Source organism: Streptomyces sp. CB01881, assembly GCF_002953255.1.
In the GTDB taxonomy this organism is placed as follows: Bacteria; Actinomycetota; Actinomycetes; order Streptomycetales; family Streptomycetaceae; genus Kitasatospora.
Genome location: NZ_CP026498.1, coordinates 423,862 through 449,507 on the forward strand (window position 1 = coordinate 423,862; position 25,646 = coordinate 449,507).

At 74.8% G+C, this 25,646-nt stretch carries 21 protein-coding genes; 8 read left to right on the forward strand and 13 right to left on the reverse strand.

Annotated elements, in window-relative coordinates; genetic code table 11:
• Together C2142_RS02050 and C2142_RS02055 are read left to right on the forward strand one after the other, a co-directional pair.
• Positions 1–859: DNA/RNA non-specific endonuclease (locus C2142_RS02050; RefSeq protein ID WP_206670883.1), on the forward strand; the 859-nt coding region annotated here is incomplete at its 5' end.
• A gap of 223 nt (positions 860–1,082) precedes the next feature.
• On the forward strand, positions 1,083–2,915 hold the full coding sequence (locus tag C2142_RS02055) for a hypothetical protein (protein WP_241003351.1): 1,833 nt from the start codon (positions 1,083–1,085) through the stop codon (positions 2,913–2,915).
• A 42-nt stretch (positions 2,916–2,957) separates the two neighbouring features.
• Here the strand turns inward: C2142_RS02055 and C2142_RS02060 are convergent, their stop codons facing one another.
• Positions 2,958–4,145 (reverse strand): FAD-dependent monooxygenase, encoded by a 1,188-nt coding sequence (locus C2142_RS02060; protein WP_148640789.1) that lies wholly within the window; start codon positions 4,143–4,145, stop codon positions 2,958–2,960.
• 160 nt (positions 4,146–4,305) lie between these two features.
• Between C2142_RS02060 and C2142_RS02065 the strand changes: the two genes are divergently transcribed.
• The gene (locus C2142_RS02065) at positions 4,306–5,043 is read left to right on the forward strand and encodes a TetR/AcrR family transcriptional regulator C-terminal domain-containing protein (RefSeq protein WP_241002322.1); all 738 of its coding nucleotides are present in this window, start codon (positions 4,306–4,308) and stop codon (positions 5,041–5,043) included.
• A 464-nt stretch (positions 5,044–5,507) separates the two neighbouring features.
• On the opposite strand, the gene C2142_RS02070 is transcribed toward C2142_RS02065, so the two are convergent.
• Complete coding sequence (locus C2142_RS02070) at positions 5,508–5,684, reverse strand: hypothetical protein (protein WP_153882746.1); 177 nt, start codon at positions 5,682–5,684, stop codon at positions 5,508–5,510.
• A gap of 160 nt (positions 5,685–5,844) precedes the next feature.
• Positions 5,845–9,132 carry a hypothetical protein gene (locus tag C2142_RS02075; protein WP_148640790.1) on the reverse strand — a complete coding sequence of 1,096 codons (3,288 nt, stop codon included), beginning with the start codon at positions 9,130–9,132 and terminating at the stop codon, positions 5,845–5,847.
• Between the two features lie 586 nt (positions 9,133–9,718).
• Here C2142_RS02075 and C2142_RS02080 point away from each other — a divergent pair.
• Positions 9,719–10,405: a hypothetical protein gene (locus tag C2142_RS02080; RefSeq protein WP_148640791.1), complete on the forward strand. Its 687-nt coding sequence runs from the start codon at positions 9,719–9,721 to the stop codon at positions 10,403–10,405.
• Positions 10,406–10,632: 227 nt separating this feature from the next.
• On the opposite strand, the gene C2142_RS02085 is transcribed toward C2142_RS02080, so the two are convergent.
• From C2142_RS02085 to C2142_RS02115, 7 genes are all read right to left on the reverse strand, one after another.
• Positions 10,633–11,148 (reverse strand): MarR family winged helix-turn-helix transcriptional regulator, encoded by a 516-nt coding sequence (locus C2142_RS02085; protein ID WP_148640792.1) that lies wholly within the window; start codon positions 11,146–11,148, stop codon positions 10,633–10,635.
• A gap of 168 nt (positions 11,149–11,316) precedes the next feature.
• The gene (locus C2142_RS02090) at positions 11,317–13,458 is read right to left on the reverse strand and encodes an MMPL family transporter (RefSeq protein ID WP_148640793.1); all 2,142 of its coding nucleotides are present in this window, start codon (positions 13,456–13,458) and stop codon (positions 11,317–11,319) included.
• A gap of 171 nt (positions 13,459–13,629) precedes the next feature.
• Positions 13,630–13,995 (reverse strand): hypothetical protein, encoded by a 366-nt coding sequence (locus tag C2142_RS02095; RefSeq protein WP_148640794.1) that lies wholly within the window; start codon positions 13,993–13,995, stop codon positions 13,630–13,632.
• A 280-nt stretch (positions 13,996–14,275) separates the two neighbouring features.
• Positions 14,276–14,671 (reverse strand): hypothetical protein, encoded by a 396-nt coding sequence (locus C2142_RS02100; RefSeq protein ID WP_148640795.1) that lies wholly within the window; start codon positions 14,669–14,671, stop codon positions 14,276–14,278.
• Positions 14,672–14,813: 142 nt separating this feature from the next.
• On the reverse strand, positions 14,814–16,436 hold the full coding sequence (locus C2142_RS02105) for an MFS transporter (RefSeq protein ID WP_148640796.1): 1,623 nt from the start codon (positions 16,434–16,436) through the stop codon (positions 14,814–14,816).
• 183 nt (positions 16,437–16,619) lie between these two features.
• On the reverse strand, positions 16,620–16,916 hold the full coding sequence (locus tag C2142_RS02110; protein ID WP_148640797.1) for an SHOCT domain-containing protein: 297 nt from the start codon (positions 16,914–16,916) through the stop codon (positions 16,620–16,622).
• Between the two features lie 50 nt (positions 16,917–16,966).
• The gene (locus C2142_RS02115; RefSeq protein ID WP_174315573.1) at positions 16,967–17,428 is read right to left on the reverse strand and encodes a DUF6325 family protein; all 462 of its coding nucleotides are present in this window, start codon (positions 17,426–17,428) and stop codon (positions 16,967–16,969) included.
• A gap of 380 nt (positions 17,429–17,808) precedes the next feature.
• Here C2142_RS02115 and C2142_RS02120 point away from each other — a divergent pair, with 380 nt between their 5' ends.
• The gene (locus tag C2142_RS02120; RefSeq protein ID WP_148640798.1) at positions 17,809–20,622 is read left to right on the forward strand and encodes a LuxR C-terminal-related transcriptional regulator; all 2,814 of its coding nucleotides are present in this window, start codon (positions 17,809–17,811) and stop codon (positions 20,620–20,622) included.
• 160 nt (positions 20,623–20,782) lie between these two features.
• Positions 20,783–20,983 carry a hypothetical protein gene (locus C2142_RS02125; RefSeq protein ID WP_148640799.1) on the forward strand — a complete coding sequence of 67 codons (201 nt, stop codon included), beginning with the start codon at positions 20,783–20,785 and terminating at the stop codon, positions 20,981–20,983.
• Positions 20,984–21,076: 93 nt separating this feature from the next.
• On the opposite strand, the gene C2142_RS02130 is transcribed toward C2142_RS02125, so the two are convergent.
• Together C2142_RS02130 and C2142_RS02135 are read right to left on the reverse strand one after the other, a co-directional pair.
• Positions 21,077–21,568, reverse strand: a complete 492-nt coding sequence (locus C2142_RS02130) for a hypothetical protein (protein WP_148640800.1) — start codon at positions 21,566–21,568, stop codon at positions 21,077–21,079.
• Positions 21,569–21,587: 19 nt separating this feature from the next.
• Positions 21,588–21,986: an SHOCT domain-containing protein gene (locus tag C2142_RS02135; protein ID WP_148640801.1), complete on the reverse strand. Its 399-nt coding sequence runs from the start codon at positions 21,984–21,986 to the stop codon at positions 21,588–21,590.
• A gap of 209 nt (positions 21,987–22,195) precedes the next feature.
• Between C2142_RS02135 and C2142_RS02140 the strand changes: the two genes are divergently transcribed.
• The gene (locus tag C2142_RS02140; RefSeq protein ID WP_148640802.1) at positions 22,196–22,465 is read left to right on the forward strand and encodes a GlsB/YeaQ/YmgE family stress response membrane protein; all 270 of its coding nucleotides are present in this window, start codon (positions 22,196–22,198) and stop codon (positions 22,463–22,465) included.
• A gap of 50 nt (positions 22,466–22,515) precedes the next feature.
• Here C2142_RS02140 and C2142_RS02145 read toward each other — a convergent pair whose 3' ends face one another.
• A complete protein-coding gene (locus C2142_RS02145; protein WP_241003102.1) occupies positions 22,516–24,399 on the reverse strand; it encodes an amino acid transporter in 1,884 nt (627 codons plus the stop codon).
• 451 nt (positions 24,400–24,850) lie between these two features.
• Between C2142_RS02145 and C2142_RS02150 the strand changes: the two genes are divergently transcribed.
• Positions 24,851–25,591 carry a polyprenol monophosphomannose synthase gene (locus C2142_RS02150; RefSeq protein ID WP_148640804.1) on the forward strand — a complete coding sequence of 247 codons (741 nt, stop codon included), beginning with the start codon at positions 24,851–24,853 and terminating at the stop codon, positions 25,589–25,591.
• Positions 25,592–25,646 lie beyond the last annotated feature (55 nt).

Here is a 25,646-nt window from a genome sequence, read left to right on the forward strand (position 1 = left end):
CCCGACGGGCGGCTACGATCCGGCCTTCCTCGGCCCGCTCGTCCCGCTGCCGCACCCCACCGACCCGGGCATCGCCCTGGTCACGCTCCCGTACACACACTTCACGGTCCTGCTGCGGCCCGACCGCAGGCTCGCCGCCGCAACGGCCGTGGGGATCGACGGCGGCCGGTTGGTCGACCTCAAACGGGAGGGCCAGTGGCGGCTCGATCCCCGCGTCCCGGAGGCGCAGCAGGCCGGCGAGGCGCTCTACGCCGACAACGACTTCGACCGCGGGCACCTGGTCCGGCGGCTCGACCCCGTCTGGGGCGACGACGCCGAGGTGCGGGCCGCCAACGCCGACACCTTCCACTTCACCAACGCGGCTCCCCAGCACGCCGCCTTCAACCAGGGCAAGCAACTCTGGGCGGGCCTGGAGGACTTCCTGCTCACCCACGCGGCGACGTTCGATCGCAGGCTCGTCGTGCTGACCGGCCCGGTCCTGCGGCCCGCCGACCCGGTCTACCGGAAGGTGCGGATCCCGCTGGCGTTCTGGAAGGTCGTCGCCTTCCTCCAGGGCGGCGCGCTGGCCGCCACCGCGTACGTGCTCGACCAGAGCCCGGACCTGCCGAACGCCTCGGCCGCGCTCGCGGCGGCGGAGGCCGCCGACCAGCCGCCGCCGCTGGGCGCGTACCGGACGTTCCAGGTACCCGTGAGCGACGTCGCCGACATCACCGGGCTCGACCTGGGGCCGCTCCCGGCGGTCGACCTGTTGCCCGCTCCCCCGTCCCCCGCGCCGACCGCCCCGGGGGCGGAGCCCGGACCGGACCGGTGGCGGCCGCTGGGGCGGCACGAGGACATCGTCCTGGGGCCGCCCCGGTGACGAGGCTGACCAGCGCCCGCCCGACCCCGCCCTGCCGGGCGGCTCCGCGAGGCCCGCGGGGGCGGCGCCTCCCCGGACGGCGCAACCATCACATGATCGACTCGTTGGACCGTCCAGCACGGCACCACGCAAACCCGGGGAGGACGCGTTGGCAGGACGGACGGCCGGACCATCGCCACAGGGCGCGCCCGCGCACCCTGTGGCGCAGGCCGAGGCGGCGCTCGTGCGCCACTACCGACGGCTGGTCCGGCTGGCGTACCTGGCCCTGCCCGCCGACCGGGACCGCCACAGCCGGGTCCTCGCCGCGCACGCGGCCGTGCAGCGCGCCCTGCCGTCGCGCTGGAGCCGCCCGGCCGGCCCGGGCGCCCCCGCCGTCCCGGACGAGGACCCGGTGTACGCCGCCCTCCGTCTGCGGGTGCTACGGGCCGCGCTGCGCCCGCGGACCGCGGACCGGCTGCTCGCGCCCCGGGTCTGGGGGCTGCGGCTGTTCACCCCGGGCGGCGCGGAGGCGGACGCGGCGCTGGACCGGGAGCTGGCCGGCCTGGACGCACCCGCGCGGGCGGCGTTCGCCCTGCTGGCCGGGGAACGTCTCACGCCCGGGCAGGCCGAGGAGGTGCTGCGCCGGGCGGGCGCGGACGAGCCGGCCCGGGCGGTCGGCCGGGCCGGGGGGCTCCCCGTTGCCGCCGAGCCGGACCCGCCCGCCTTCGACCCCTGTGCCGTCCGCGTCCAGGCGACCGACCTGCTGCGCCGCCGCCGGACGCTCGGCGCCTCGCTCGTGGTGGCCGCGCTGGCGCTCACCACCACGGCCGCCGTCCTGTCCGGCCCTCCGGGCGGCGGCCCGCACGCCGCCCACCCGCTCCCCGTGCCGCCGGCCGGGCCGGCTCCCGATCCGGCCCGGCTGGTCCGGGTGGCACCGGACCAGTGGCAGCACACCGCCCGGGTCGACTTCTCCGCCTGGCCGGCCCGGGGCGACCGCCGTGACGACACCGCCCTGCTCGGCCGGGCGCTCACCGCCTGGGCACAGGCCGGCCGGCCCGGTTCGCCGACCAGGGCCGAACCGGGCACCACCACCGCCCCGCCCACCGGTACGCCGCAGCTGCTGTTCGCCGGCACGGTCGACGGCACGGCCGTGGTGGTGCTGTACGACGGCGGGCGGATCGCCCGCTACACCGACGGACACGCCGGCGGGCTCGACCTCGCCCGCGCCGACGACTCCTCCGTCACCACGGCGGGCGCGGTGGTGTTGCGCCGTCAGGGCACCTCCGCGCGCTACCTGCTCGCGCCCTGGATCGAGGCGGCCGACGTCCGCCGGATCGACCAGCCGGACACGCCCGCCAAGCCGTTGGACCGCGCGGACGGCGTGACGGCCGCGGCACCGGCCGCGTCCGCCGCCGGCAGCCCGGCCGGGCCGCTCGCGGACTGCCGGGGCGCCGCCGTGCTCCAGGTACGCTCCTCCCCCGTGATCGCCGAGAGGTACGCCTTCCTGCTCGCCGACCTCGGCGGGCTCGTCCCCGCCCATCTCGGCTACACCCCGCCGCCGGACCGCACCCAGCCCGCCCCGGAGCCGCGCGAGGCCGTGACCCCGGACGCCCTGCAGGCGTGGGCGCGCGGCGGCTGCGCGGTGCCGGACGGCACACCGGGGGTCAAGCGGCTCGACCTCTGGACGTTTGCCGTGCAGCAGCTGCCGCAGAACGCGGGCACGGCGTCCTGGGTCTGCCTACGGGCCGACCGCTGGAACGGCGAGGGCAGCGCCGCCACCGCCGTCCTGCTGCCGGGGGCGCGCAGCCCGCAACGCACCGGGGGCGGGCCGGGGCGCGCGTGCAGCCGGTTCGAGCAGGACACCGTCGGCTGGACGTGGTGGCGCTCCCCGCAGGGCACCGAGTTCCTGCTGGTGGCGGGCAGCCGCCGGGTGGCCCGGATCACCGCCAAGGGCCCGGACTGGACGGCCGATCAGCCCGTGCCGGACCACACCCTCGCGGTCGAACGGCCCGCCCGGGCCACCGTCTCGGTGGAGGCCGTGCTGGACGGCGGCACCCGGATCACGCCGATGCGGTGAGTGTCCTGGTCACACCAGTCGGGTGAACTCCCGGCGAGCCGGTCAACGGGTGGCCGGCTCCGCCTCGTAGTCGGGCAGTTCCATGGTGCTGCCGACCTTCCTGCCCAGCTCCAGCATCCTGTTCAGGATCCACTGCCGCCCCAGCAGCCCGTTCCGCACCCGCAGTCCGGCCGCGGTGCCCGGGGCGAGGAAGGGGCCGGTGCGGTCGCCGCCCTTCTGGCAGCCCTCGGCGTAGCCGCGGACGGCGTTCTCGTAGCGGGTGAAGGCGGTGCGGTGGTCGCCGCGGGCGCGCGCGAGTTCGCCGGCCAGGACGTACGCGGCGACGACGGCGGTGCCGGTGCCCATGCCGCCGATGGTGGCACCGCAGGCCGCGTCCCCGACCAGGGCGATCCGGCCGGTGGACCAGGCGGGGACGTCCGCCCGGCTGATCGAGTCGAAGTACAGCTCGGGGGCCTCGCGCAGGCTCTCCAGCAGCCGGGGCACCTGCCAGCCGAGGCCCGCGAAGGCGTCCCGGAGCAGCCCCTTCTGCTGCTCGATGTCGTGCCGGTCGTAGGCGAGTTCGGGCGAGGCGAAGAGGAAGAAGGCGCCCGCCCTGGCCGGGTCGCGGTGGTCCGCGCCGACGGAGGCGAGCCGGCCGGGCACGTTGAGGCCGACGGAGCCGGGTGCGAGTCCCAGGTCGTTGGGCAGTTGCCAGGTCGCGGCGTAGTACCCGAGGTGGCGGACGTAACGCCGCTCGGGGCCGAGCGCGAGCCGACGGACGTTGGAGTGCAGCCCGTCCGCCCCGATCACCAGGTCGAACTCGCGCGGGGCGCCGTGCCGGAACCCGGCCCGGACGCCGGTGGGCGTCTCCTCCAGCGCGGTGACGGAGTCCCCGAAGACGTACTCGGTGGTGGGCAGGCTGTGCCGGTACAGCACCTGGGCCAGTTCGCCGCGCGGCACCTCGACGTCACCGCCCGCGAAGTCGGCCGGGAGCTGGAGCAGTTGACGGCCGCGCTGGTCGACGAAGCTCATCGGAGTGCCGCCGGTGCCGATCCGGCGCAGCTCCTCCAGCAGACCCATCCGCTCCAGCACGGTCAGGTGGGTCTCGCCGCGGAAGTCGACGGCCTGGCCGCCGCCGCGCAGTGCGGGGGCCAGCTCGACGACGGTTGGCTCGAAGCCGTACCGCCCCAGCCAGTAGGCCAGCGCGGGGCCGGCGATGCTCGCACCCGAGATGAGGACCTTCGCACCCATATGAACCACTCCGTCCGTTGAGAGCCGACGCCGCCCGCCGAGGCTCCGGGGGCCCATCGGCGAAACTGTGTCTGGCGGACACTGATTGCTGCTGTGTACGGTAGACGCAGTTGGACCGGTTCGGCAAAGGAGCAGGCCGGAGGCAGGACGGGAGCGGGAATTGGGCAGCGGATCCGGCGGCGGGGCGGTCGACACGGCACGGCTGCTCTGGGGCCCCCACCCGAAGCCGACCCGGGGACCCAAACCGGCCCTCACCCTGGAACGGATCGCCCGGGCGGGCATCGAGATCGCGGACGCGGAGGGGCTCGGCGCCGTCTCGATGCAGCGGGTGGCCGGGCTGCTCGACTACACGAAGATGTCGCTCTACCGCTACGTGCCGGGCAAGGCGGAGCTGGTCGCGCTGATGGTCGAGGAGGCGGTCGGCGAACCCTCACCGGCCCCCGGCGCACCCGATTGGCGCAGCCAACTACACGACTGGGCCAACCAGTTGGCCATGGCCTTCGGTGCACACCCGTGGCTGCTGGATGCCACGGTCGGCCCCCGGATGACGGGCCCGAGGGAACTCGCCTGGCTGGAGCGGGTGGTGGCCGCGCTCGACGGCAACGGGCTGACCGGGCCGGAGCGGATGGACGCCGCCGTCCTGCTGGCCGGCCACGTCCGCGGCATCGCCGAGCAGGCCCGGACCGCCGGCCCCGCCGGCGATCCCGAGGCACAGCTGCTGGCCGTTCTCGGCGGACTGGTCCGGGAACACGCCGAGCGCTTCCCGGCGCTCGCGTCGGCCATGGCGGCGCCGGACGGTCGGGACCAGGCCCTGGAGTTCGGCCTGGAGCGCATCCTCGACGGCCTGGACGCGCTGATCACCCGCCGGCAGGGCCGCCGGGGCGTGTCCGGCGGCTGATCCCGTGGCGGGCCGCGTGCAGTGAGGGCAGCGGCGGCGGAGCGGACGGAACCGACTGCCCGTCACCGCCACTACGGTGACCCCATGGGTTCCTTCCTCACCGCGTACCTGATCGACCCCGACGCGATGGCCGACACCGTCGGCTCCCGCAACGACGCGTTGCTCGACGAGATCCGCGAGCACCACGCCGACTCCCTGGAGCGCGCCGACCGGGAGTTCGCCGGCCAGATCGCGGAGGGCGCCCCCACCGCCGTCGAGGCGCTGCGCGCGGTGGTGCACGGCGGGCCCTACGAGGGCGAGGAGCACGCGTTCCGGCACGGCTACGCGTACCGGCGCCTGTGCGCGGTTCACGGTACCGGCCTGCCCGGCCGCTCCTTCGGCCCGTTCCGGGGCCGGTGGCTGGACGAGGTCGACCGGGGCCTGCGGGCGTACGGCGTCACCGCCGTCTCGGTCGCGGACTTCGACTACGGCGGCGGCTTCCCCGACGGCTTCCCGTACTGCTCGGTGCCGTCCTGCGGCGAGTGGTCACCCGAGCAGTGCCAGGAGGCGCTGCAGCAGTACGAGCGGCACCAGCAGGAGGCCCCGGCCCTGGAGCGCGAGACGGCCGAGGCCGTCCGGGAGGTCGTCGAGTGGCTCCGCACGGCGCGACGGTACCGGGGGGTGCAGCGTCGTCGGCTTCGTCGCCCAAAGCCACCCCTGGAACAGCCCCGACCGGCCCGTGACATCGCCCTCCGCGAGGCGCCGGCCGCCGCCGGGCAGCGCCCCGAGCTCACCCCGTTGCGTCGCGAGTCTGACGGAGCGTCATTCCTTGGCCGTCCAGATGCCCAGGGCGCGATCGCGGACATCGGCCTGCGGATGCCGACGCAGGGCGTGCAGGGCTGCCCGCCACTCTGCCGGCCACTCTTGGCCAGGGCCGTACAGGGCCACCAGCCTGACCGCGAACAGCCCGGCGGCCAGACCGCCGTCCTCCGTCAACCGGCGGACGGCCGCCGACGTGTGCTCCCCCGGCGGCGTCCGGTCGTCTTCCGGACGCAGCTCCTCGGCCACCTTGCCCGCGAGGAGCGGGCGATCCGTCAACACAGCTGCCAGCTCGCCGAGTTCGTCACCAAGGGTCGCGGAGTTCAGGTCGATGGCGTGCCACAACCGCGGGACGGCCTGCGGGACGAGGGACGGCTCGGTCATCAGCAGGGCGGCCACGGCGCGGGCCCTCGCCCGGCTTTCGGCCGTCGTTTCCGTCATGTGGAAGTGCCCGCTGCTGAACTGCTCGATCCGCTGCCGGGCCGCCTCGTCCCGGCCCTCGTCGTCCGCCGGCCCGCCGGCCCGGACGGCCTCGATCAGGCGGCTCAGGGTCTGCTCCAGCAGGCTCCCCGGGGCGACACCGCCGAACGGGTGCGGTGCATCCGACCAGGCGATCGCACTCAGCGCCCGCGCGGCCGGCCGCCACCGCTCCCGCTCGGTCAGGTCCGTGACCAGGGGGACTGTCGCGGCCACCGCCTCCGGGGCGTAGCGTCCCCACACCGCGAGCCTCCCCGCGCCCATGGAGGCGACCAGGCTGTCCTCGGCGAGGGCCAGCCGGCCGACCAGTTCCGCGTAGCGGCGGCGGTCGTCCGCCGGCAGGGCGTGCGGGCGGAGCTCCCCGGCGAGCACCGTCCGCAGCTCGGAGGTGCTCTCGGCGATCTCCGTCAGCACGTCCCAGAGCGGGAGGTCGGCGGGCCGGGCCACCACCTGCTCCACCACCACCCGCCGCACGTCCTGGTGCTGCTCCGGAGCCCGGTAGGCCGCCTCCAGGAGCGCGGTCGCCTCGGGCAGTGGCAGGTGGGCGGCGGCGAGCCGGACGGCCTGCTTGCGACTGGTCACCTTGGTCGTCGGGTCGGTCACGATCCGCGCCAGGGCCGGGCCGAGCTCGTCCGCCGGGGTGAACCGGGCGGCGCGGCCGGCCGCGTACACCGCGACCCGGGCGCGCTCGTCGCCGACGTACCCGAGCAGCACGGGCAGCGCCTCGGCGGGACGCGCCGTCCAGGGCAGCGCGGCGAGGGCGGCCTCGGAGAGCAGCACGTCGGCGCAGTCGACGTACCGGAGCAACAGGTCCCGGCCGTGGCCGGGCAGGTGCGCGGCGGCCCGGAGGGCGGTGGTCCGCTGCTCGGGCGTCGCGGTGGTGTCGTCCACCGTCCGGGCCACCGCTTCGGCGGCCGACCGTACCTGACGGTCCGTCCAGCGGTCGGCGGCGGTGAGGTCGAGCGGCACCGGGGCGAGCCCGCCCGGCGTACTGCTCCCGGAGGCGAGCAACGGGCCGAGCAGATCGGTGCGCTCCCGGGTCAGCACGGCCTGCACGGCCGGGAGCGCGGCGGCGGCGGGCTCGGCCCCGACCAGGCGGGCCACCCGCTCCCCACGGGTGGCGGTGTCGGCGAGCAGGTGGGTCACCGCCCGTCCGAACTCCCGGTCATCGGCCGTCACATGCTCCAAGATCTCAACGAGAAAAGGGAGTCGGCGTGAAGCAGGATGCAGCCCGTCGACGAACGCGAGCAGCAGTGGGCTCGACCGCTCCAGCGCCGGCCGCAGCTCGGCCGCCACCGCCGCCTGCCGCCCCCGCGGGAAGGCCGGCGTGGCCGGGGCGATCCTTTCGATCGTGCGGACGGCCCAGTCGACCAGCTCCCGGGCGGTGCCGCCGGCGTGCTCGGCCAGCACGGAGCAGGCCAGCAGGGCCAGTTGGGTCCGGGTGTACGGCGAGCAGTCGCGCGCGGTCAGCGCGTCCTCGGTGAGGCGCGCCAGGAGTCCGGCCGCGTCGTCCTCAAGGAGCTTCGGCGGTACCGCGGCGACCTCCGCCAGGGCCTCGGCCCGTACCGGGTCCTGTTCGTTCCGCAGGCGCTGGAGCAGGACCAGGGCCTCACGGACCGCACTCGACGCGCCGGACTGTGCGGCCTGCACCACCACTTGACCCCAGGCGTAGCCCCGCTCCCAGAGCTCCGCCGTCCTGGTCTCCGCCATCAGCCGGGGCAGCGCCTCGGCGGCGGGGAGGTGGACGAGCAGGTCCAGCGCCTCGGGATCCTCGGCCAGCCGGGCCCGCGCCCGGGCGATCCGTTCCGGCGCGGGCAGGGTGGCCAGCACCTCCCCGGAGTACCCACGGGGGTAGGCCTTCGACACGGCCAACACCGCATCGTGCAGCACGACCCGGGCGGCCGGAGGCAGTTGGCGCGACAGCGCCGCATGGTCGGCGGAGCTGCGGTGGGCCAGTTCGGCGAGGAGCGGCAGCGGAGCCGCCGCCAGCCGACGGGCGAGCGCGGGCCGCAGCACCGGATCGTGCCGGCCCCGACCGGCGGCCACCAGCACCCGGGCGGTCCGCTCCGGGTCGAGGGCGGCCAAGGCCGCGAACCTGTCGCGCAACGGCGCGGGGAAGGTCGGCCGGTACTGCCTGGCGGGGTGGAGCTCCAGCAGGTCCAGCGCCCTCCCGGGCAGCCGACCGGCGGCGGCGCCCAGCCCGACGGCGTTCTGCCGCCAGAATCCCGCCCGCTCCGCACGGGGCAGTTCGGTGAGCCGGCGCTCCGCCTCGTCCAGCACCGCTGCCGGGTGACGCTCCCCGAGCGAGCGGGTGAAGGTGACGGCATGGGCCAGGCCGGGCAGTTCGCGCGCCACGAACGCGGGCGAGCAGACCGGCAGCAGCCGCCCCGCCTCGGCGGATCCCCACCGCTCCCGGGCGACAGGCACCAGCCGCTCGGCCACCGCCGTCCGGCCGGCCTTCAGGACGGCGCGAATCAGCTCGCCCCGGACCGCGGTCGGGGCCGTGCGGATGGCCTGCTCCACCACCTCGTCCGGCAAGGGGAGTTCACACACGGCCCGGTGGGCGTAGCGGCGCACCACCGGATCTGGGTCGGTCAACCTGCGTGACAGGTAAGGGAGTTGTCGTCCAGCCAGGGCAGCGAGCGCGGCGATCCGCTGCTCGTACGGGCCGCCGGTGGCCAACTCGTCAAGGAGGGGTGAAAGTTGGTTCTGCCCCGCGAGACGGTGGGCGGCGCGGGCGACCTCGCGCAGGCGCAGGGCATGGGGCAGGGACTCGACATCGGCCAGCAGCCGATCGGCAGTGAGCTGAAGCATCGCCGACGATTCTGCCGCCCGGACACCGGCTCCGCACCCGATTATCTCCGGACCTTCCCCGCGGCCACCCGGGCCCCTCGGCCGCTGCGGCGGGCACTCGCCCGGGCCGGCCACGAGGGTGGTGTCCCGAGCGGCGTATCGTCCGGCCCACGTCGTGCCTGCGTTCCCTCGAACCGCACCGTGACCAGCAGCGCCAAGAGCGCGAAGCGGCGGGTACCGGCTGGACGGACAGCGGCTCAGCGTGGTCGCCGTCCTCGCCGTCTCCACGCAGCGGGTCTCTCCGCCGCCGCCTGACCACCCACCACGCACCGGAGGGACGCCCGCCCGGCCGACGGGCGAGACAGCACGACCCGGGAGGGCACGCGGTGACCGCCGCCCGCGCGCCGATCGCCCCGGGCACACGCGTGCCCCGTGCCCGCCCCGGCCCGGGCGGCAGGACCCGGATCCCCCGCGGCGAAGATCGCTTCCCGGCTCTGCGATGATCGCCTCCCGAACTCAGGGAGACACCGTGGACAGTCGGGCGGAATCGGCCGGAGCCGGCACTCGGGGCGCCGGTGTCGGAGGTGTTCGGTACCGGCCGGGTGACGTGTTGAGGTTGGGATGCCCGTTCACCGAGGTCACGGTCTCCGGGGTCTCGCGGTTCCACGTCTCGTTGCACTGGCCGTGGTGGGAGATCGACCCAGCGGCGGACGGGATCGAGTGGAACGGCGACGTGGCACTTCCGACGCCTGCGGACGACGACTGGGAGAGCGAGTACTTCCGGACGGAGCCGGCGGAGGACACACTGAAGGCCGGCGACCGGTGCCTGGTGGGGATCCCCGCGACCGTGGTGCACGTCCTGGCGGTCCACCACTTCGATCCGCCTCTGGAGACCGGCTGGCTGCCACGACCTGCGACCTACCTCGACGTCCTGCGGCAGGGCCAGTCCTATGACACCAGGCTCAAGGAGCAGGGTTACGAGATCGACCCGGTCGGCGGTGTGCCGTTCCGGCTCGAACTGCTCTTCCGCCCTTTCGCGTTCCTGGAAACCGGCGACGAGGTCGTCGACCGCGACGGGCGTGCGTGGAGGTTCGACGCTCCCTGGTGCTGGAACCCGTTCGATGGCGGGCAGCCGAGCACTCCGGCCTGGCCGCTCGCCCTGCTCTTCCGCGACGGCGAGCCGGCGCCCGAGGCCGTCGCGGCCGTCGCGACGGCAACAGCCACGGGCAGCCACGCCGACGAGCTGACTCGCTGGGTGGAACTCACCCGTGCGGAGCCGATCACACCCGCCTGACCTGCCTCGGGTGCCGGCGCCGCGTGCCATCGCGCGGGCATGAGTGACGACCGTGCGGTGTGGGGGGCGAGCGGCCGGCGGACCGTGCGGCAGCGGGCGGGCTCTTCAGCAGCCGCTACGACCAGTACATCGACACCGACATCGCACACCCGCCGCCGACGGCCGGCCGCCTCGGCCGCTGCCGGTGACGGTTCCTCCGGCTCCGGCCCGATCGGACGCGCCCGGGGTCACGGCTCGCGCGAGTGCCGCAGTTCCTCCAGCTCGCCGGTGATCCGGCCGAGGAAGCGGGCCACCGCGGCCAGCTCCGCCGTCGTGAACTCGCCGCGCACCGTCTCCGTCCGCCGTGCCACCGGCGCGAACCAGTCCGCGGCCATCCGCCCGGCGCCCGGCAGGTACTGCACCAGCACCTGCCGGCGGTCGGCGGCGTCCCGGGTGCGCCGGATGTGCCCGGCCCGCTCCAGCCGGTCCAGGACCGCGGTGACCGCGCCCGAGGTGAGGGCCAGCTCCTCGCGCAGCCGGCCGGGGGTGACCCCGCCGGGGCCGCCGTCCTTCCCGGGAGCCGCCCGCATCACGGCCAGCAGCGCCTGGACGTCGGTGGAGTGCAGGCCGCTGGCGGCGGCGAAGCCGTGGCCGAGCAGGTGCAGCTCGGAGGCGAGGTCCTGGAGGAGCCGCCCGAACGCCGGCGTGTCGGCCGCCGTCGGAATGGTCGGGGTCGTACTCGGCTCCTGCTCCGGCAAGGTCATCTGCTCCGGCTCGTCCACGGCGTTCTGACCCGTTCAGCCTAACCGGCGGCGCTCGCCGACGGCGCGCGCACGGGGCAACGCGCCCCGGCGGCACACCCACGGGGGCACACCCACCGGGGGCGCGCCCCGCCGACCCGGTTCCGCCGTGCCCGTCGGCGTCCGGCGCCGTCAGACCCGCTCGCCGACCTGCTCCGGCAGCGCCGGACGCTCCGTCACCCGGGTCGGGCGGGCGGGCCACCAGACCCGGTCCCCGAGGTCACGGACCAGCGCGGGAACCAGCAGCGACCGCACCAGCAGGGTGTCCAGCAGCACGCCGAAGGCGACGATGAAGGCGATCTGGGCGAGGAACGCCAGCGGGATCACGCCGAGCGCGGCGAAGGTCGCGGCCAGCACCACCCCGGCCGAGGTGATCACCCCGCCGGTCGCGGTCAGCCCGCGCAGCACGCCCTCCCGGGTGCCGACCCGCTGCGCCTCCTCTCGGACCCGGGTCATCAGGAAGATGTTGTAGTCCACTCCCAGGGCGACCAGGAACACGAACCCGTACAGCGGCACCGAGGGGTCGGTGGCGGTGAAGCCGAACACGTGCGGGAAGACCACCGCGCACACGCCGAGCGTGGCCAGGTAGGAGAGCGCGACGGTGGCGGCGAGCAGCACGGGCGCCAGCAGCGAGCGCAGCAGCAGGACGAGCACCGCGAGGATGCAGAGCAGCACCACCGGCATGATCAGTGAACGGTCGCGCTCCGCGGTGACCCGGGTGTCGTACTGCTGCGCGGTGTACCCGCCGACCAGCGCGTCCGCACCGGGCACGGCGTGCACGGCCTGGCGCAGGCGCTGCACGGTGGCGATGGCCTCGTCGCTGTCGGCCGGGTCGGCGAGCGTCACGTCCAGCCGGACCCGCCCGTCCACCACCTTGGGCACGCCGCCGGCCGCACCGCCGGCCTGGGAACCCTGCGCACCGCCGGTGTACGGCCGGACGCCGGCCGTCCCGGGGACGGCGGCCGCGGCCGCCACCGCGTCGGCCTGCCCGGCCACGGCGAGCACGACGGCCGGATTGCCGGAGCCGCCCGCGAAGTGCGCGGAGAGCAGCCGCTGCCCGGCCGCCGAGGGCTGCTCCTTGATGAACAGCTCGCTCTGCGGCACACCGCCGGAGTCCAGGGTCGGCGCGAAGGCGGCCAGCGCCGCGAGCACCGCCAGGCTCGCCGCCCAGGTGGCGCGCGGCAGGCGTCCCACCAGCGAGGCCACCCGCTGCCAGACGGCGTGCACCGGCGCGCGCCCGTCGGCGGCGGGCCGGGCCGGCCAGTAGGCGGCGCGGCCGAGCAGGGTGAGCGCGGCCGGCAGGAAGGTGAGCGCGGAGAGCACCGCGCAGCCGATCCCGATCGCGCCGACCGGCCCGAGCGCCCGGTTGTTGGTGAGGTCGGAGAGCAGCAGGACGAGCAGGCCGAGGGCGACGGTCGCCCCGGAGGCGGCGATCGGTTCGACGGAATGCCGCCACGCGGTGCGCATCGCGGCGAACCGGTCACCGTGCAGGTGCAGTTCCTCGCGGAAGCGGGCGGAGAGCAGCAGCCCGTAGTCGGTGGCCGCGCCGATCACCAGGATCGACAGCAGGCCCTGTACCTGGCCGTCCACCCGTACCAGGCCGTGGTCGGCGAGCAGGTAGACCAGGGCGCAGGCGATTCCGAGGGCGAGGACCGCGCCGATGATGACCAGCAGCGGCAGCAGCACCGCGCGGTAGACGGCGAGCAGGATCAGCAGCACCACGCCGAGGGCGACGCCGAGCAGCAGTCCGTCGATCCCGGCGAAGGCGCTGCCGAGGTCGGCCGCGATCGCCGCCGGACCGGCCAGGCCGACGGTGGCGTCCGGCACCCGGGCGGCGAGCGCGCGCACGGCGCGGACGCTGTCGCCGGTCTGCCGCCCGAGGTCGGCCCGGAGCTGGACGACGCCCTGGAGGGCGCGGCCGTCCTCGGCCGGCACGGCGGGCGACACCCGCCCGGTGGCGCCGGGGACTGCGGCCGCCTCGCGCAGGGCCTGCCCGGCCGCGGCGCGCTGCGCGTCGTCGACGGCCCCGGTGCGGCTCTCCCAGACCACGATCACCGGCAGCGTGGCCGCCGTCTGGAACTCCTGGCCGAGCCGTGCCACCTCGGTGGACTCCGCACTTCGCGGCAGGAAGGCGGCCCGGTCGTTGGTCGCGACCTGGGTGAGCTTCCCCGCGTACGGGCCGAAGGCCCCGCCGAGGCCGAGCCAGACGATCAGCAGGGCGAGCGGGACCAGCAGGCGGGCCCGGCGCCGGGCGGTGGGGCTGCCGGTGAGCATGGTGGTGCGCCCTTCGTGGCGGGGCCGGTAACGGTCGATCGCATCATATATCTCAATGATTGAGAGAATTGAGAGATCGGGTGGGCCGCCGGCCGGCGGGACGGAAAACGCCACCGCATCCCCGACCGGGGGTCGGGGATGCGGTGGCGCCTGTCCGGAAGGGCCGGGAGGTCAGGAGACGCGCTTCAGCTGCCAGGAGTTGTTGTTGAAGCTGGGCACGGCCGAGTAGTTGCAGCTGGAGCTGTAGAAGGAGCTGACGATCGTCCAGCCCGCCGGCGGCCAGGTGGAGGCGCAGGCGTTGACCACGGTGCCGACCGGGAGGCCGGTGAGCTGCTTGACCTGCTTGGAGTTGGGGTTGAAGCCGGAGCCGCAGCCCGCGCTGTTCCACCACTGCACGTCGACGAAGCCGCTCGGGGTGAGCGTGGACCCGCACATGTTCGTGGTGTCCCCGGGCGCGGCGTGCGCGGTGGTCATCGTCATGGTCAGCGCGGCGGCGGTACAGCCCAGGGTCAGGGCGACGGCCCGAAGGCGGCTCATGGGATGCGGCTCCTCTCATTGACGCAGCGTGTCCGCGTCGATGAGTCATCCTGACGTGACGGAGCGTCCACGCACAGCGGCTTTCCAGCCCGATCCGACGATCATGCGGCGCAAATCCGCCCCTCCGCACTCCGGCCCGCACGCCCAGGCCCGCGCACTCCGGCCCGCGCCCCCCGATCGGCGGGCATGCGCCCCCTGATCAGCGGGGGAACACCCCCCGATCGGCGGGGTGCGCGGCCCGATCGGCAGGGCTCACGGGCCGGAGACTCCCCGGAGGGTGTCACGCGGTGATCGGCCCGGTGCCGAGGCGGATGTGGTCGACGGCCCAGAACCAGTTGTTGCCGGCGTCGTACATGCGGAACTTCAGGGTCACCGCGCGGGCACCGGCCGGAACGGCGAACTGCCTGGTGACCGCGGTGTTCTGGACGTCCTTGCCGGCGTTGTCGCTGCCGGTGGCGTCGCTGCTGTAGAAGACCAGCCGGCTCTCCGTGCCGTCGTCGAAGACGGCGGTGACGGCCGCCTTCTGCGGGGCCTCCTGGCGGTATCGGGGGGTGGCTCCTCGGTCACGGACGCTGGGCGGGGGCTGCGTTCGGCCCAGACCCGTTATGTGTACGTGGCCGAGGTGGACGGCACCCGCGCGTTGGATGGCGGGTCGGTGACGGCCCGTCGACCCCAAGCTGTCCAGACAACTTGACGGTCCGACGGGTACAGAACGCCCTCACCCCGGCCCTCTGACGCACGCCGCACGACCCGGGCCCCGGCCCCTGCCGCAGGGCCGGGGGCCGGGCGGTCGGCCCCCGTGTCCCCGCAGGTCAGCCCTACCGGTCCGGCGGACCGGTGCCGGGTCGCCGCACGCGCACCACGCGCTCGGGCCGTCCGGCCGGGATCCCGCCCGTGAACAGGAAGCTCACGGCGGTGATCCCGCTGCAGGCGAGCACCGCGGCCTTCAGTCCGGTGATCTGCGCGCTCTGGTAGCTCTCGACCAGGGCGGCGGCCTCCTGCGGGGGGATCTCCGGCCGGCCGGCCAGCGCCGTCGCCACGTCGTCGGCCGGCACGAAGGAGAGACCCGCCTCGATCCGGACGGCCGACTGCCCGGCGACCGCGTCGGAGATGCGCGGGTCGTCGTTGATCCGGGTGGTCACGGCACCGGCCAGCGAACCGATGAGGATGGCGCCGATCAGCGCCGTCCCGAGCGAGGAGCCGAGGTTCTGCGCGGTGTACTGGAGACCGCCGGCCTCGCTGCGGTCCTCCTCCTGGACGCTGGACTGCACCGTGTTGCCCAGCTGGGAGGCGAGCATCCCCATGCCGAGGCCGAGAAGGGCCATCGACCCGGCGAACGAGGCGCCGTGCAGGTCCGGCCCGATGGCCCCGATGAGCCACAGGGTCGCGGCGAGCAGGACCAGCAGCCCGCCGCGCACGATGGTGCGGGGCGAGGCGATCCGCAGCATCAGGGTGCCGCACATCGACGCGACGAGCATCGTGACGGAGACCGGGAGCAGCCGCAGACCGGTCTCGAAGGCGTTGAGGCCCTGGACGACCTGGAGGTAGAGCGGGATCACGAAGAACAGGCCGAGCAGGACGGTGTTCTGGTTGAACAGCGTCGCCAGCCCCGAGCGCAGGACGCGGTTGCCGAAGTGGTCCAACGAGACCAGCGGCTCCCGCCCCCGGGCCTCGGTCCGGCGCTCGTGCAGGCAGAACAGGTACAGCAGCGTGCCGCCGAGCGCGACGACGAACAGGGTGGGCGCGAACCCGAGCACGGTGAACGGCGGGTTCCTCGGCTGGACCCAGCCCCAGGTGCCGCTCTGCAGCACGGCGAGCACCACCAGGGCCAGCCCCGCGGCCGACAGCACCACACCGGCCGTGTCGAGGGAGATGCGGTGGGTCGGCGGCGGCTGGCGCGGGATCCAGCGGATGAACACCAGGATGAGCACGACGAGGACGACCTCACCCGCGAAGACCAGCCGCCAGGTGAGGTAGGTGGTGACCCAGCCGCCCAGCAGCGGGCCGACGGCGATGCCCGCGCCGGCCAGGCCCCCGACGACGCCGTAGGCCACGGCCCGGTCACGGCCGCTGTAGGACCCGGCGACCAGGGCCGCCAGGGCGGGCAGCACGAGGGCGGCCCCCAGCCCCTCGATGACCGACCACCCGAGGGCGAGCACCCACACGGTGGGGGCGACCGCCGTCAGCCCGGACCCGACCGCGTACACGGCCAGGCCGACGATGAACACGCGGCGGCGGCCGAACATGTCCCCGATCTTGCCGCCGGTCAGCATGAAGGCCGCCATCACGAGGGTGTAGAGGGTGATGACGGCCTGGATGGCGGTGACCTCGGTGTCGAAGTCCTCGACCAGCTGGCTGATCGACACGTTCATGACCGAGGCGTCCAGCACCATCAGGAACTGGGCCGTCCCGAGCACGGCCAGGGCCTTCCAGCGGTTCACTGCTCCTCCAGGCGTCTGGGACGGCCGGACGGCCTCCGCCCCCGGCGCAGGCTCCGCGGACCGGCACGCACGGCACCCTCCCCCGGGCACGCGCCGCGGACGGGCCGGGGCCGCGTGCCCGGGGGCCGTGTGCCCGGGGACGAACCGCGGACGTGCCGGGGGCGTTCAGGCGTTGGTGCGGGGTCAGCCGTTGAGGATGCGGGCCTTCTGCGCCGCGAACTCCTCCTCCGTCAGGACGCCCTGCTCCTTGAGCGCGGCGAGGTTCTTCAGCTGGTCGAGCTTGTCGTCCATGGAGGCCGGCGCGGGCGCGGCGGGCGGCGGCGCGGCAGCCGGCTGGGCGTACTGGGACTGCTGGGGCTGCTGGGCCTCCTCCTGCTGGGCCCAGCGGCCGGCCTGACGGCGCGAGACGCGGTTGGACACGGCCGTCGCCGTCCCCGCGACGACCGCGGTCCGTGCGACTCCTCGAAGTAGTCCGGGCATGGCTTCCTGCCTCAGGTGTGAAGGGCGGACGGGGAACCGGGGCGGGCCGGTCAGGTGACGGCGTCGAGCGCGTCCAGCGCGTCGATGACGTCCTGGACGGGCACCCGCCCGCTCGCGATCATGCGGGCTCCGGCGTGGCGCAGCGCGGTGACCATCGGGGCGGCCCACAGGTTCTCGTAGAGGAGCACCGCGGCGGAGTCGCCGGGCGCGATGAGGGCGCCGGCCTCGGCGAGCTCGTCCTGGCCGACGAGTCCGGAGGAGACGCCCTCGAAGAAGGTGAGGTCGAGTTCGCCGTCGCCGGTCACGTCCGCGAGCTCCAGGCCGAAGACCGAGCCGTCCTCCTCCTTCTTGATGAAGGTCAGGTCGAGGATGCGGATGATGCCCCGGTCGACCAGGTCGACGAGTACGGGCATGCCCTCCCCGGTCATGCGACTGCCGGGGAACTCGACGACCAGGTAGTCGATCGGGCCCGGGTCTTCCAGTTGCCGGGGGTCGGTGGGTTCGTTGGTCACGTCCGCTCCTGGTGGGTGAGATCCGGTCGGCGGGGTGGGGGACCCGGGTGGCTCCCGGGGGCGGACACCGGCGCCCGGCCTGCGGTCGGGCTGCCCGGCCCGGAACCGTCCGGCCTGACGCCGCCCGGCCCTGAGCCGCCCCGCTGTGAAACTGTCCCGTTGTGAAGCTACCGCGGCCTCCGACGGGGCGGGATCACCTGTTTGGGGTGACCGGCGGGCGGTGGCGGGCCGGCGCACCCGCGGCCCATCGGCCACGGCCCAGGGGCCGTTCGGGCCCCCGGTATGGGCCGTCCAGCCGTTGCAGGCGGCCGGGGCGCGATCGAAGATCGAAGGAAGGACCTTCCCGGACACCCCGTCCGGCCGTACGACTGGTGGTCGCCATGACCTCAGACCCGAGGGAGCGGAGCACCGTCGAGCCGGGACCGGCGCCGCCCCTGGCGGACACCGTCCTCGCCACCCGCCTGCGGGTTCCGCCCGTCCCGGCGTCGTTCGTCCGCCGCCCGAGGCTGGCCGAGCGGCTCACCCGTGGCCTGCGGTCGCACCCGCTGCTCCTGGTCAACGGCCCCGCCGGCGCCGGGAAGACCCTGCTGGTCTCCGACTGGGTGCGGACCGCGCCGCTGCCCGGCCCCGTCGCCTGGCTCACCCTCGAAGAGCAGGACGACGGGCCCGGCGCCTTCGGCGCCCTGCTCGTCGAGGCGCTCCGCCGCTCGGGTGTCCTCGGTCCCGCCGGGCCGGGCCTCCCGCACGGGGCCGGGCCGGCGCACCCCGGCCTGCCCGCCCTCCTGGCCGGCGGCCTCGCCGCACGCCGGCAGCCCCTCGTCCTCGTCCTCGACGAGTACGAGCGGGTCCCCTCCCCGGACGTCGCCGCCGACCTCCACGCCCTGCTGCGCCACTGCGGTGACGGCCTGCGCCTCGTCCTGGTCAGCCGCAACGAACCGCTGCTGCCCCTGCACCGCTACCGCGCGGCGGACCAGATCACCGAGGTCCGCGCCGCCGACCTGGCCTTCACCCCCGACGAGGCCGCCGTCCTGCTGCGCCGCCACGGCCTCGGCCTGTCCGAGGAGTGCGTCCGGGCGCTGACCGCGCGCACCGAGGGCTGGGCGGCCGGCCTGCGCCTGTGCGCGCTGGCCGCCGAACACGCCCCGGACCAGGAGAGGTACCTCAAGGAGTTCGAGGCCGGGCACAGCGTGATCGCGGACTTCCTGCTCGCCGAGGTCCTGGACGCCCAGCCGGCCGCGACCCGGGACCTCCTGTTGCGCACCAGCCTGCTCGACCGCACCCACCCCGCGCTGGCGAACGCCCTCACCGGCAGGGACGACGCGGAGCGCACGCTGGACGAACTCGCCCGCGCGAACACCTTCGTCACCCCGCTCGGCCACTCCTGGTACCGCCACCACCCGCTGTTCGCGGAGATCCTCCAGGTCCACCTGCGCGCCCGCCACCCCGGCCTGGCGCAGGAGCTCCACGCGACGGCCGCCCGGTGGCTGCACGGGGCCGGACTGCTCGACGAGGCGCTGCGGCATGCCGCCGCCGCGGACGAGTGGGAGCTCGCGGCGGGCTGGCTGGTGCAGGACCTCGCCATCGGGCGGTTCTTCGGCGAGCGGGCGGCCGCGGCACCGGCCGGGGTGTTCGCCGCCATGCCGCCGGGCACCGGTGGTCCGGCGGCCGAGCTGGTCCGCGCCGCCCGGGCCATCGCCGCACACGACACCGGGAAGGGCCTCGCCCACCTGGACCGCGCCCTTCAGCGGGCGGCCGCCACCGGTGGCGACGACATCGCGACACGGCTGAGCGCGGCCTTCCTGCGGCTGATGGCGGCCCGCTCGGCCGGCACCGGCCCGGCCGTCGAGGAGGCCGCACACACGGTCGAGCGGCTCGGCCGTCGGCTCCCCGAGCGGTGGCGCGACCACCCGGAACTCTCCGCGCTGTCGTCGGCCGCGCTCGCCACCGCCCGGCTCTGGGAGGGGCACGTCGACGAGGCCCGCGCGGGCCTGCTGGCGGACCTCGGCGGCACCGCGGCGAGCGGCGGCACGGCAGGCGACAGGACGGGCGCCAGGGCGACGGGGGACGGCGCGGCGGGTGACGGCGCAGCAGCCACCGTGGCCGGGGGCGGTACATCGGCGAGCGACCGGCCGCTGCTCCTGCCCGAGTCGCACGGCCTGCTCGCCTTGGCGGAGCTGCTGAAGGGCACGCCCGGCCGGGCCGAGTCCCACGCCCTGCACGCGGTCCGCGAGGCGCAGGCGCAGGACCCGTTGGGGAGCGGCGGGTGCGGCCTCGCCCACCTCGTCCTCGCCGAGGTCGCCGCGGAGCGCGACGACCTGCCGACGGCCCGGGTCAGCCTGCGGCTCGCCGAGGCGGACGGCAACGGCGACCCCCTGCAACAGGCGGAGCTCGACGTCACCCGTGCCAGGCTGGCGCTCTACGGCGGCGACCCGCGCGGGGCGCTCGCGTTGCTCGGCGGGCCGGCCCCGGCCGGGCGGCCGCAGGCGCCACCGGACGGGCCGCCCGGGGTGGCGTACCCCCCGGCCGGGACGCCCTGGGAGGCCTCGCCCTGGGCCCGGGACCGCGCCACGACCGTCGCCGCGGCCGCGCTCCTGGACACCGGCGACGCCCGGGCGGCCCTGGAGGCCCTGGACGCCGGCCGTGCCGGGAGCCCCGAGGCCGCCCTCGTCGCGGCCCGGGCGCACCTGGCCCGCGGCGACCGGCGGGCGGCGGAGGAGGCCCTGCCGCGGGACGTCGGCCGCACACCGGCCGTCGCCGCCCGCGCCCTGCTGGTCCGGGCCGAGTCGAAGCTGGCGGCCGGGCAGGACGACGCGGCGCTGCGCCTCGTCGCGCACGCCCTCGCCATGGCGCGGCCCGACCGGCTGCGGCGGGCGTTCCTGGAGGCCGGGCCGTGGCTGCCCCGCTTCCTGCGGGGCCGGCCGTTCCTGACCGCGGCCCACGCGTGGCTGCCCGACACGATGCGGGACGGCGCGGGGCGGTCCCCCGCGACGGCCGCGCCGGTCGAGCCGTTGACCGCGCGCGAGCAGGAGGTGCTCGAACGGGTGGCGCAGCTGATGTCGACCGCCGAGGTGGCCGCCGAGCTCAACGTGTCGGTCAACACGGTCAAGACCCATCTCAAGAACATCAACCGCAAGCTGTGCACCACCCGCCGGGCGGACGCCGTCCGCCGGGCCCGCCGGCTGCATCTGCTGTAGGGCCCGTCCCGCACGACCCGTCGGGTGCGCGCACCGGCCCGGGTTCACCTCGGTGGGGTGATGCCCGGGCGTGCCGGGCGCGGGCAGTATGGGAGTCGGAAGCCGCTCACCGAGCCGCCCGCCACGGACCGACACCGTGGTCCGATCCGGGGGAGCATTCATGCGCTACGAGATACGAGTCGCCGGCTGGATGTCGGACGTCCTGCGGCGCGAGGGCTTCCCCGACCTGGAGAGCTGCCTCCTCGCGGGCGAGACCGTCCTGGTGGGGCGCGTCGTCGACGAGGCCCACCTGTACGGGCTGCTGGCCCGCTTCCAGGCCCTGGGCCTGCGGGTCACCGAGTTCCGGCAGGTGGTCGAGTGAGCCGTGCCGGGTCCCCGCAGGACGGTGGACCGGGCGCCCCGTGAGGGTGCCCGGTCCACCGTCAGCCGTGTCGCCGCCGACCGCCGGGAGGGGTCATCCGCCGGCGTCGCCGCCCGCCGTGCCGGACGGCCCGGTGGCGGTCCGCTCCGGTTCCGTCCTGGGTTCCGTCCTGCCGCCGTGGGCGATCAGCGCGTAGATCGCGATGACGTCGAGGGCGATGATCATCACCGACCAGACCGGGTAGGACGGGATGAACGCCATCTGCGCGAACCCGTTCAGGACCAGCACGCCGACACCGAACCAGCGGGCCACCTGCACCCGGGCCAGGATGCCCACGACGGTGAAGCCCTGGGCGATCGCGAGGGCGAGGATCGCCCAGCCCCAGGCCCGGAGGTCCCCGAAGACGTAGTGGGCGTTGCCGACGAAGACGTGCGAGCGGTTGATCGCCGCGATGCCGTCCAGGCCGTTGAACAGGGCGAGGACGCCCATGAGGACGGCGGCGAAGGTCAGCATCGCATCGGCGTGTGCCGCCGGTGACGAGGCCGACGGGCCGACCGGCTGGGCGTGGTGTTGTGCCGTTGCCATCGAAAGCCTCCGATTCGGGTCACGCCAGGGCACGCGACTTCGCGCGCTGGTACTCGTCCTCCGTCAGGTCGCCGCTCTTGCGGAGCTCCGCCAGCTTGGCCAGTTCGTCGGCCGTGCCCGCGCCGGCGGGCTGCGAGGTGGCCGCGTCGCGCACGTACTCGCGGAACTCCTGCTCGTTCCTGCGGCTCTGGGCCGCCATCCGCATGCCCATGCCCCTGCCACGGGCGATCAGGTAGACGAACACCCCGAGGAACGGCAGGACGATGACGAACACGCACCAGCCGGCCTTGCCCCAGCCGTTCACGTCGTCGTCGCGGAACAGGTCTGCGAAGACCTGGAACAGCAACATGATCCACAGCACCCAGAGGAAGAACCACATGGTGGTGAGGAAGATGTTCAACAGCGGATAGTCGTCCATCGTCTGTCTCCCGCCTCTCCCGGCATCGGAGGTGGGCCCGGCCCTCCTGCGAACGGGCCCGGTGCTCCGCTTCCCACGCTCCCGGTCGGCCCGCCTCCGCGCACCACCCCCAACGGGTGATCCGCGCGGGCTTGCGGACCGGCGTCCGACGTGCCGGGACGGGTGTTCCGGGCGAGCATGGGACGACACCCCTCGAAAGGTGGAATGCGATGTTCCAGCTGCTGTGGATTCTGCTCATCGGATTCGTGCTGGGCATGATCGCCAAGCTCCTCCTGCGCGGCCCGCAGGCGATCCCGTGGTGGCTGACGATGCTGCTCGGCGCAGCCGGCGCCTGGCTGGGCAACGCGGTCGCCGGCTGGATCGGCGTCGCCCACACGAGCGGCATCGACTGGACCCGTCACGCGCTCCAGCTCGGCTTCGCCGTCGCCCTGGTCGCCCTCGTCGCCCCCGCCTGGACCAGGTCCCGCCCCGGCAGGTGACCGCCCGCGGCGCCGCGGGCGGTGGCCGGCCCGGTCCTCCCCGGCCGGCCTCAGCCGACGTGGACGCGCGGGCGGCGGTTGCGGTCCGGCTCGGCCTCGCGCAGCACCTCGCGGGTGACCGGGGCGACCTCGCCGTGGCCGAACAGGAAGAACCGCAGGAACTGGGCGAAGGGGTTGCCCTCCGTCCACTCGAAGTAGATGTGCGGCTGCTGCCCCGTCCGGTCGCGGACCGTCAGCAGCAGTGCCGCCAGCGCGTTCGGCACGCTGGAGCTCTCCAGCGAGAGCACCCGGTACCGGTCGTGCAGCACCTCGCCGTGGACCCGGAGGACGGCCTCGAACTCCGACGGGTCCCGGACGGTGACCTCGACGAAGACCAGGTCGTCCTCGGCCGGGATGTCGTTGTCCGCGCGGATCTGCCGCTTCTTCTCCTGGTACTCCACGAGGTCCCGGCTGTTGGGCTCGTTGGCGATCAGCCGCAGCGGGCGGTGCGTGTAGTCGCGGACGAAGCGCTCCGCGGCCTCGTCCAGGACCACGTCGGTCACGCGCAGCTCGAACGCCCGCTTGAGCCGGGAGAGCAGCGAGAGCAGCATGATGCCGGCGATGAAGCAGGCTCCGATCTTGACGCCGTCCGGCCGCTCGGCGATGTTCACCGCCGTCGTGTAGAGGAAGACCCCGGCGATCACCGCGAAACCGATGGTCCAGTTGCGCTCCCGCGCCTTGTGGGCCGCGATGGTGACGGCGATCGCGGCCGAGCTGATCAGCACCAGGACGCCGGTGGCGTACGCGCCGCCCTGGGCGTCCACGCTGGCGTCGAAGATCCACGTCACCAGGAACGCGATGGCGGTCAGCACCAGGACGGTCGGGCGCACCGCGCGGGCCCAGGTCGGGGCCATGCCGTAGCGGGGCAGGTAGCGGGGCATCAGGTTGAGCAGCCCGGCCATCGCCGAGGCGCCCGCGAACCAGAGGATGAGGATGGTGGAGAGGTCGTAGATGCTGCCGAAGGTGTTGCCGAGGTACTCGTGGGCCAGGTAGGCGAGGGCGCGCCCGTTGGCCTGGCCGCCGGGCTCGAAGGCCGCCTTGGGGATCAGCAGGGTGGTGATGAAGCTGGTGGTGATCAGGAAGACGCTCATGATCAGCGCGGCCGTGGTGAGCAGCTTGCGGGCGCCGCGGATGCGGCCGGTCGGCTTCTCCTCGGTGTCGTCCGGGTCGCCCTCGATGTGCGGCATCACCGCGACGCCGGTCTCGAAGCCGGACAGGCCCAGCGCCAGTTTGGGGAAGACCACCAGGGCGACGCCGATCATGGCGATCGCGTTGCCGTGTTCGGCGGTCAGCGCGTCCACCCAGTCGCCGACCACGTGCGGGGCGCGCAGGACCTCGTAGAGGCCGGTGGCGACCACGACGACGTTCAGCGACAGGTAGACGGCGACCAGGACGACGGCCAGGCCGATCGCCTCGCTGAACCCCTTGAGGAAGACGCCGCCGAGCAGGGCGACCAGGACGAGCGTGATCAGCACCTGCTTGCCGGAGAGGGCACTGCTCAGATGCGGGTTCTCCACCAGGTGAGCAGTGGCGTCGGCGGCCGACAGGGTGATGGTGATCATGAAGTCGGTGGCTGCGAAGCCGAGCAGCGTCAGGACGAAGATCTTGCCCTTCCAGAACGAGAGCAGCCGCTCCAGCATCGCGATCGAGCCCTCGCCGTGCGGGCTCTCCTGCGCCACCCGCCGGTACACCGGCAGCGCGCCGAACAGCGTGACGAGCACCAGCACGATGGTCGCCACCGGCGACAGCAGTCCGGCCGCGAGGGCGGCGATGCCCGGCTGGTAGCCGAGCGTCGAGAAGTAGTCCAGGCCGGTCAGGCACATCACCCGCCACCAGCGGGCGCCCTTGTGCTCGACGGGCGCCTGGGCGTGCGGGCCCGGGTGCTGCTTGGACATGTCCGCCAGGCCTTCGAGCAGCCAGGCCCGCAGTCGCTGCCGTACCGACGGCACGGCCCCCGGACCGACCGAAGCTGACGAGCCCACGAAGTCCCCTGTCCACGACTGTCCACGACTGTCCACGACGCCGGCCGCCCACCGGCACGCGGCTCCCGACCTCCGGCCGCCGGACGGACGGCCCGGTCAGGCTATGTGACCTGCTCCCCCGCGGCCGGGAACGCTGCGGGCGCGCCCCGGCGCGTCGCCCGCTCGGCGTCTGCCCGGCGGCTGCTCCTCGCCTACCCTGCGCCTGTTCAGCGCCTGTTCCGCGTCCTGGGGAGCCGCCCCGCACCGCGGTGGAGGGGCCGGTCCCGGGCGCGGCTAGACTCGCTCGACCGAAGTGAACAACTGTCCGGCCGGACGAAAGCGCCGACGGCGCGGCACGGCCGGGGATCGCGCGAGGGAATAGAACATGGTCGAGGCCTCCCCCAAGGTCGTTGTCGTCGTGCCCACGTACAACGAGCGGGAGAACCTCCCGGTCCTCGCCGGGCTGCTCGCGGACCTCAAGCTGCCCGGCCTGCACCTGCTGGTGGTCGACGACAACTCGCCCGACGGCACCGGGGAGGTCGCGGACAAGCTCGCCGCGGACTCCCCCGGCACGGTCGGCGTGCTGCACCGCACCGAGAAGGACGGCCTCGGACGCGCGTACATAGCGGGCATGACCCGGGCTCTGGAGGAGGGCGCGGACGTGGTGATCCAGATGGACGCCGACCTCTCGCACCCGGCCTCGGTGCTCCCGGTGATGGTGGAGACCCTGATGGCCGGCGACACCGCCGTGGTGATCGGCTCCCGCTACGTACCGGGCGGCTCGACCGCCGAGGAGTGGCCGTGGCACCGCAAGGCGCTGTCGGCCTGGGCGAACTTCTACGTCAACACGATCCTCAGCCTCGGGGTCCGGGACGCCACCGCCGGGTTCAAGGCCTGGCGGGCGGAGACCCTGCGGGCCATCGACCTGCCCTCGGTGAACAGCAACGGGTACTCGTTCCAGGTCGAGCTGAACTACCGGGTCGTCAAGCGCGGGCTGACCATCCGTGAGGTGCCGATCCGCTTCGAGGAGCGGGTCAAGGGCGCGTCGAAGATGAGCCTCGGGGTCCAGGTGGAGTCCGCGATGGCACCGTGGAAGCTGCTCCGCGACCAGCGCAAGCAGCCGTGACCCCCGCCCCGGCGGCCACCGGGCCCGGCTCTTTCGGGTAGCGCTCCGCCGCTCC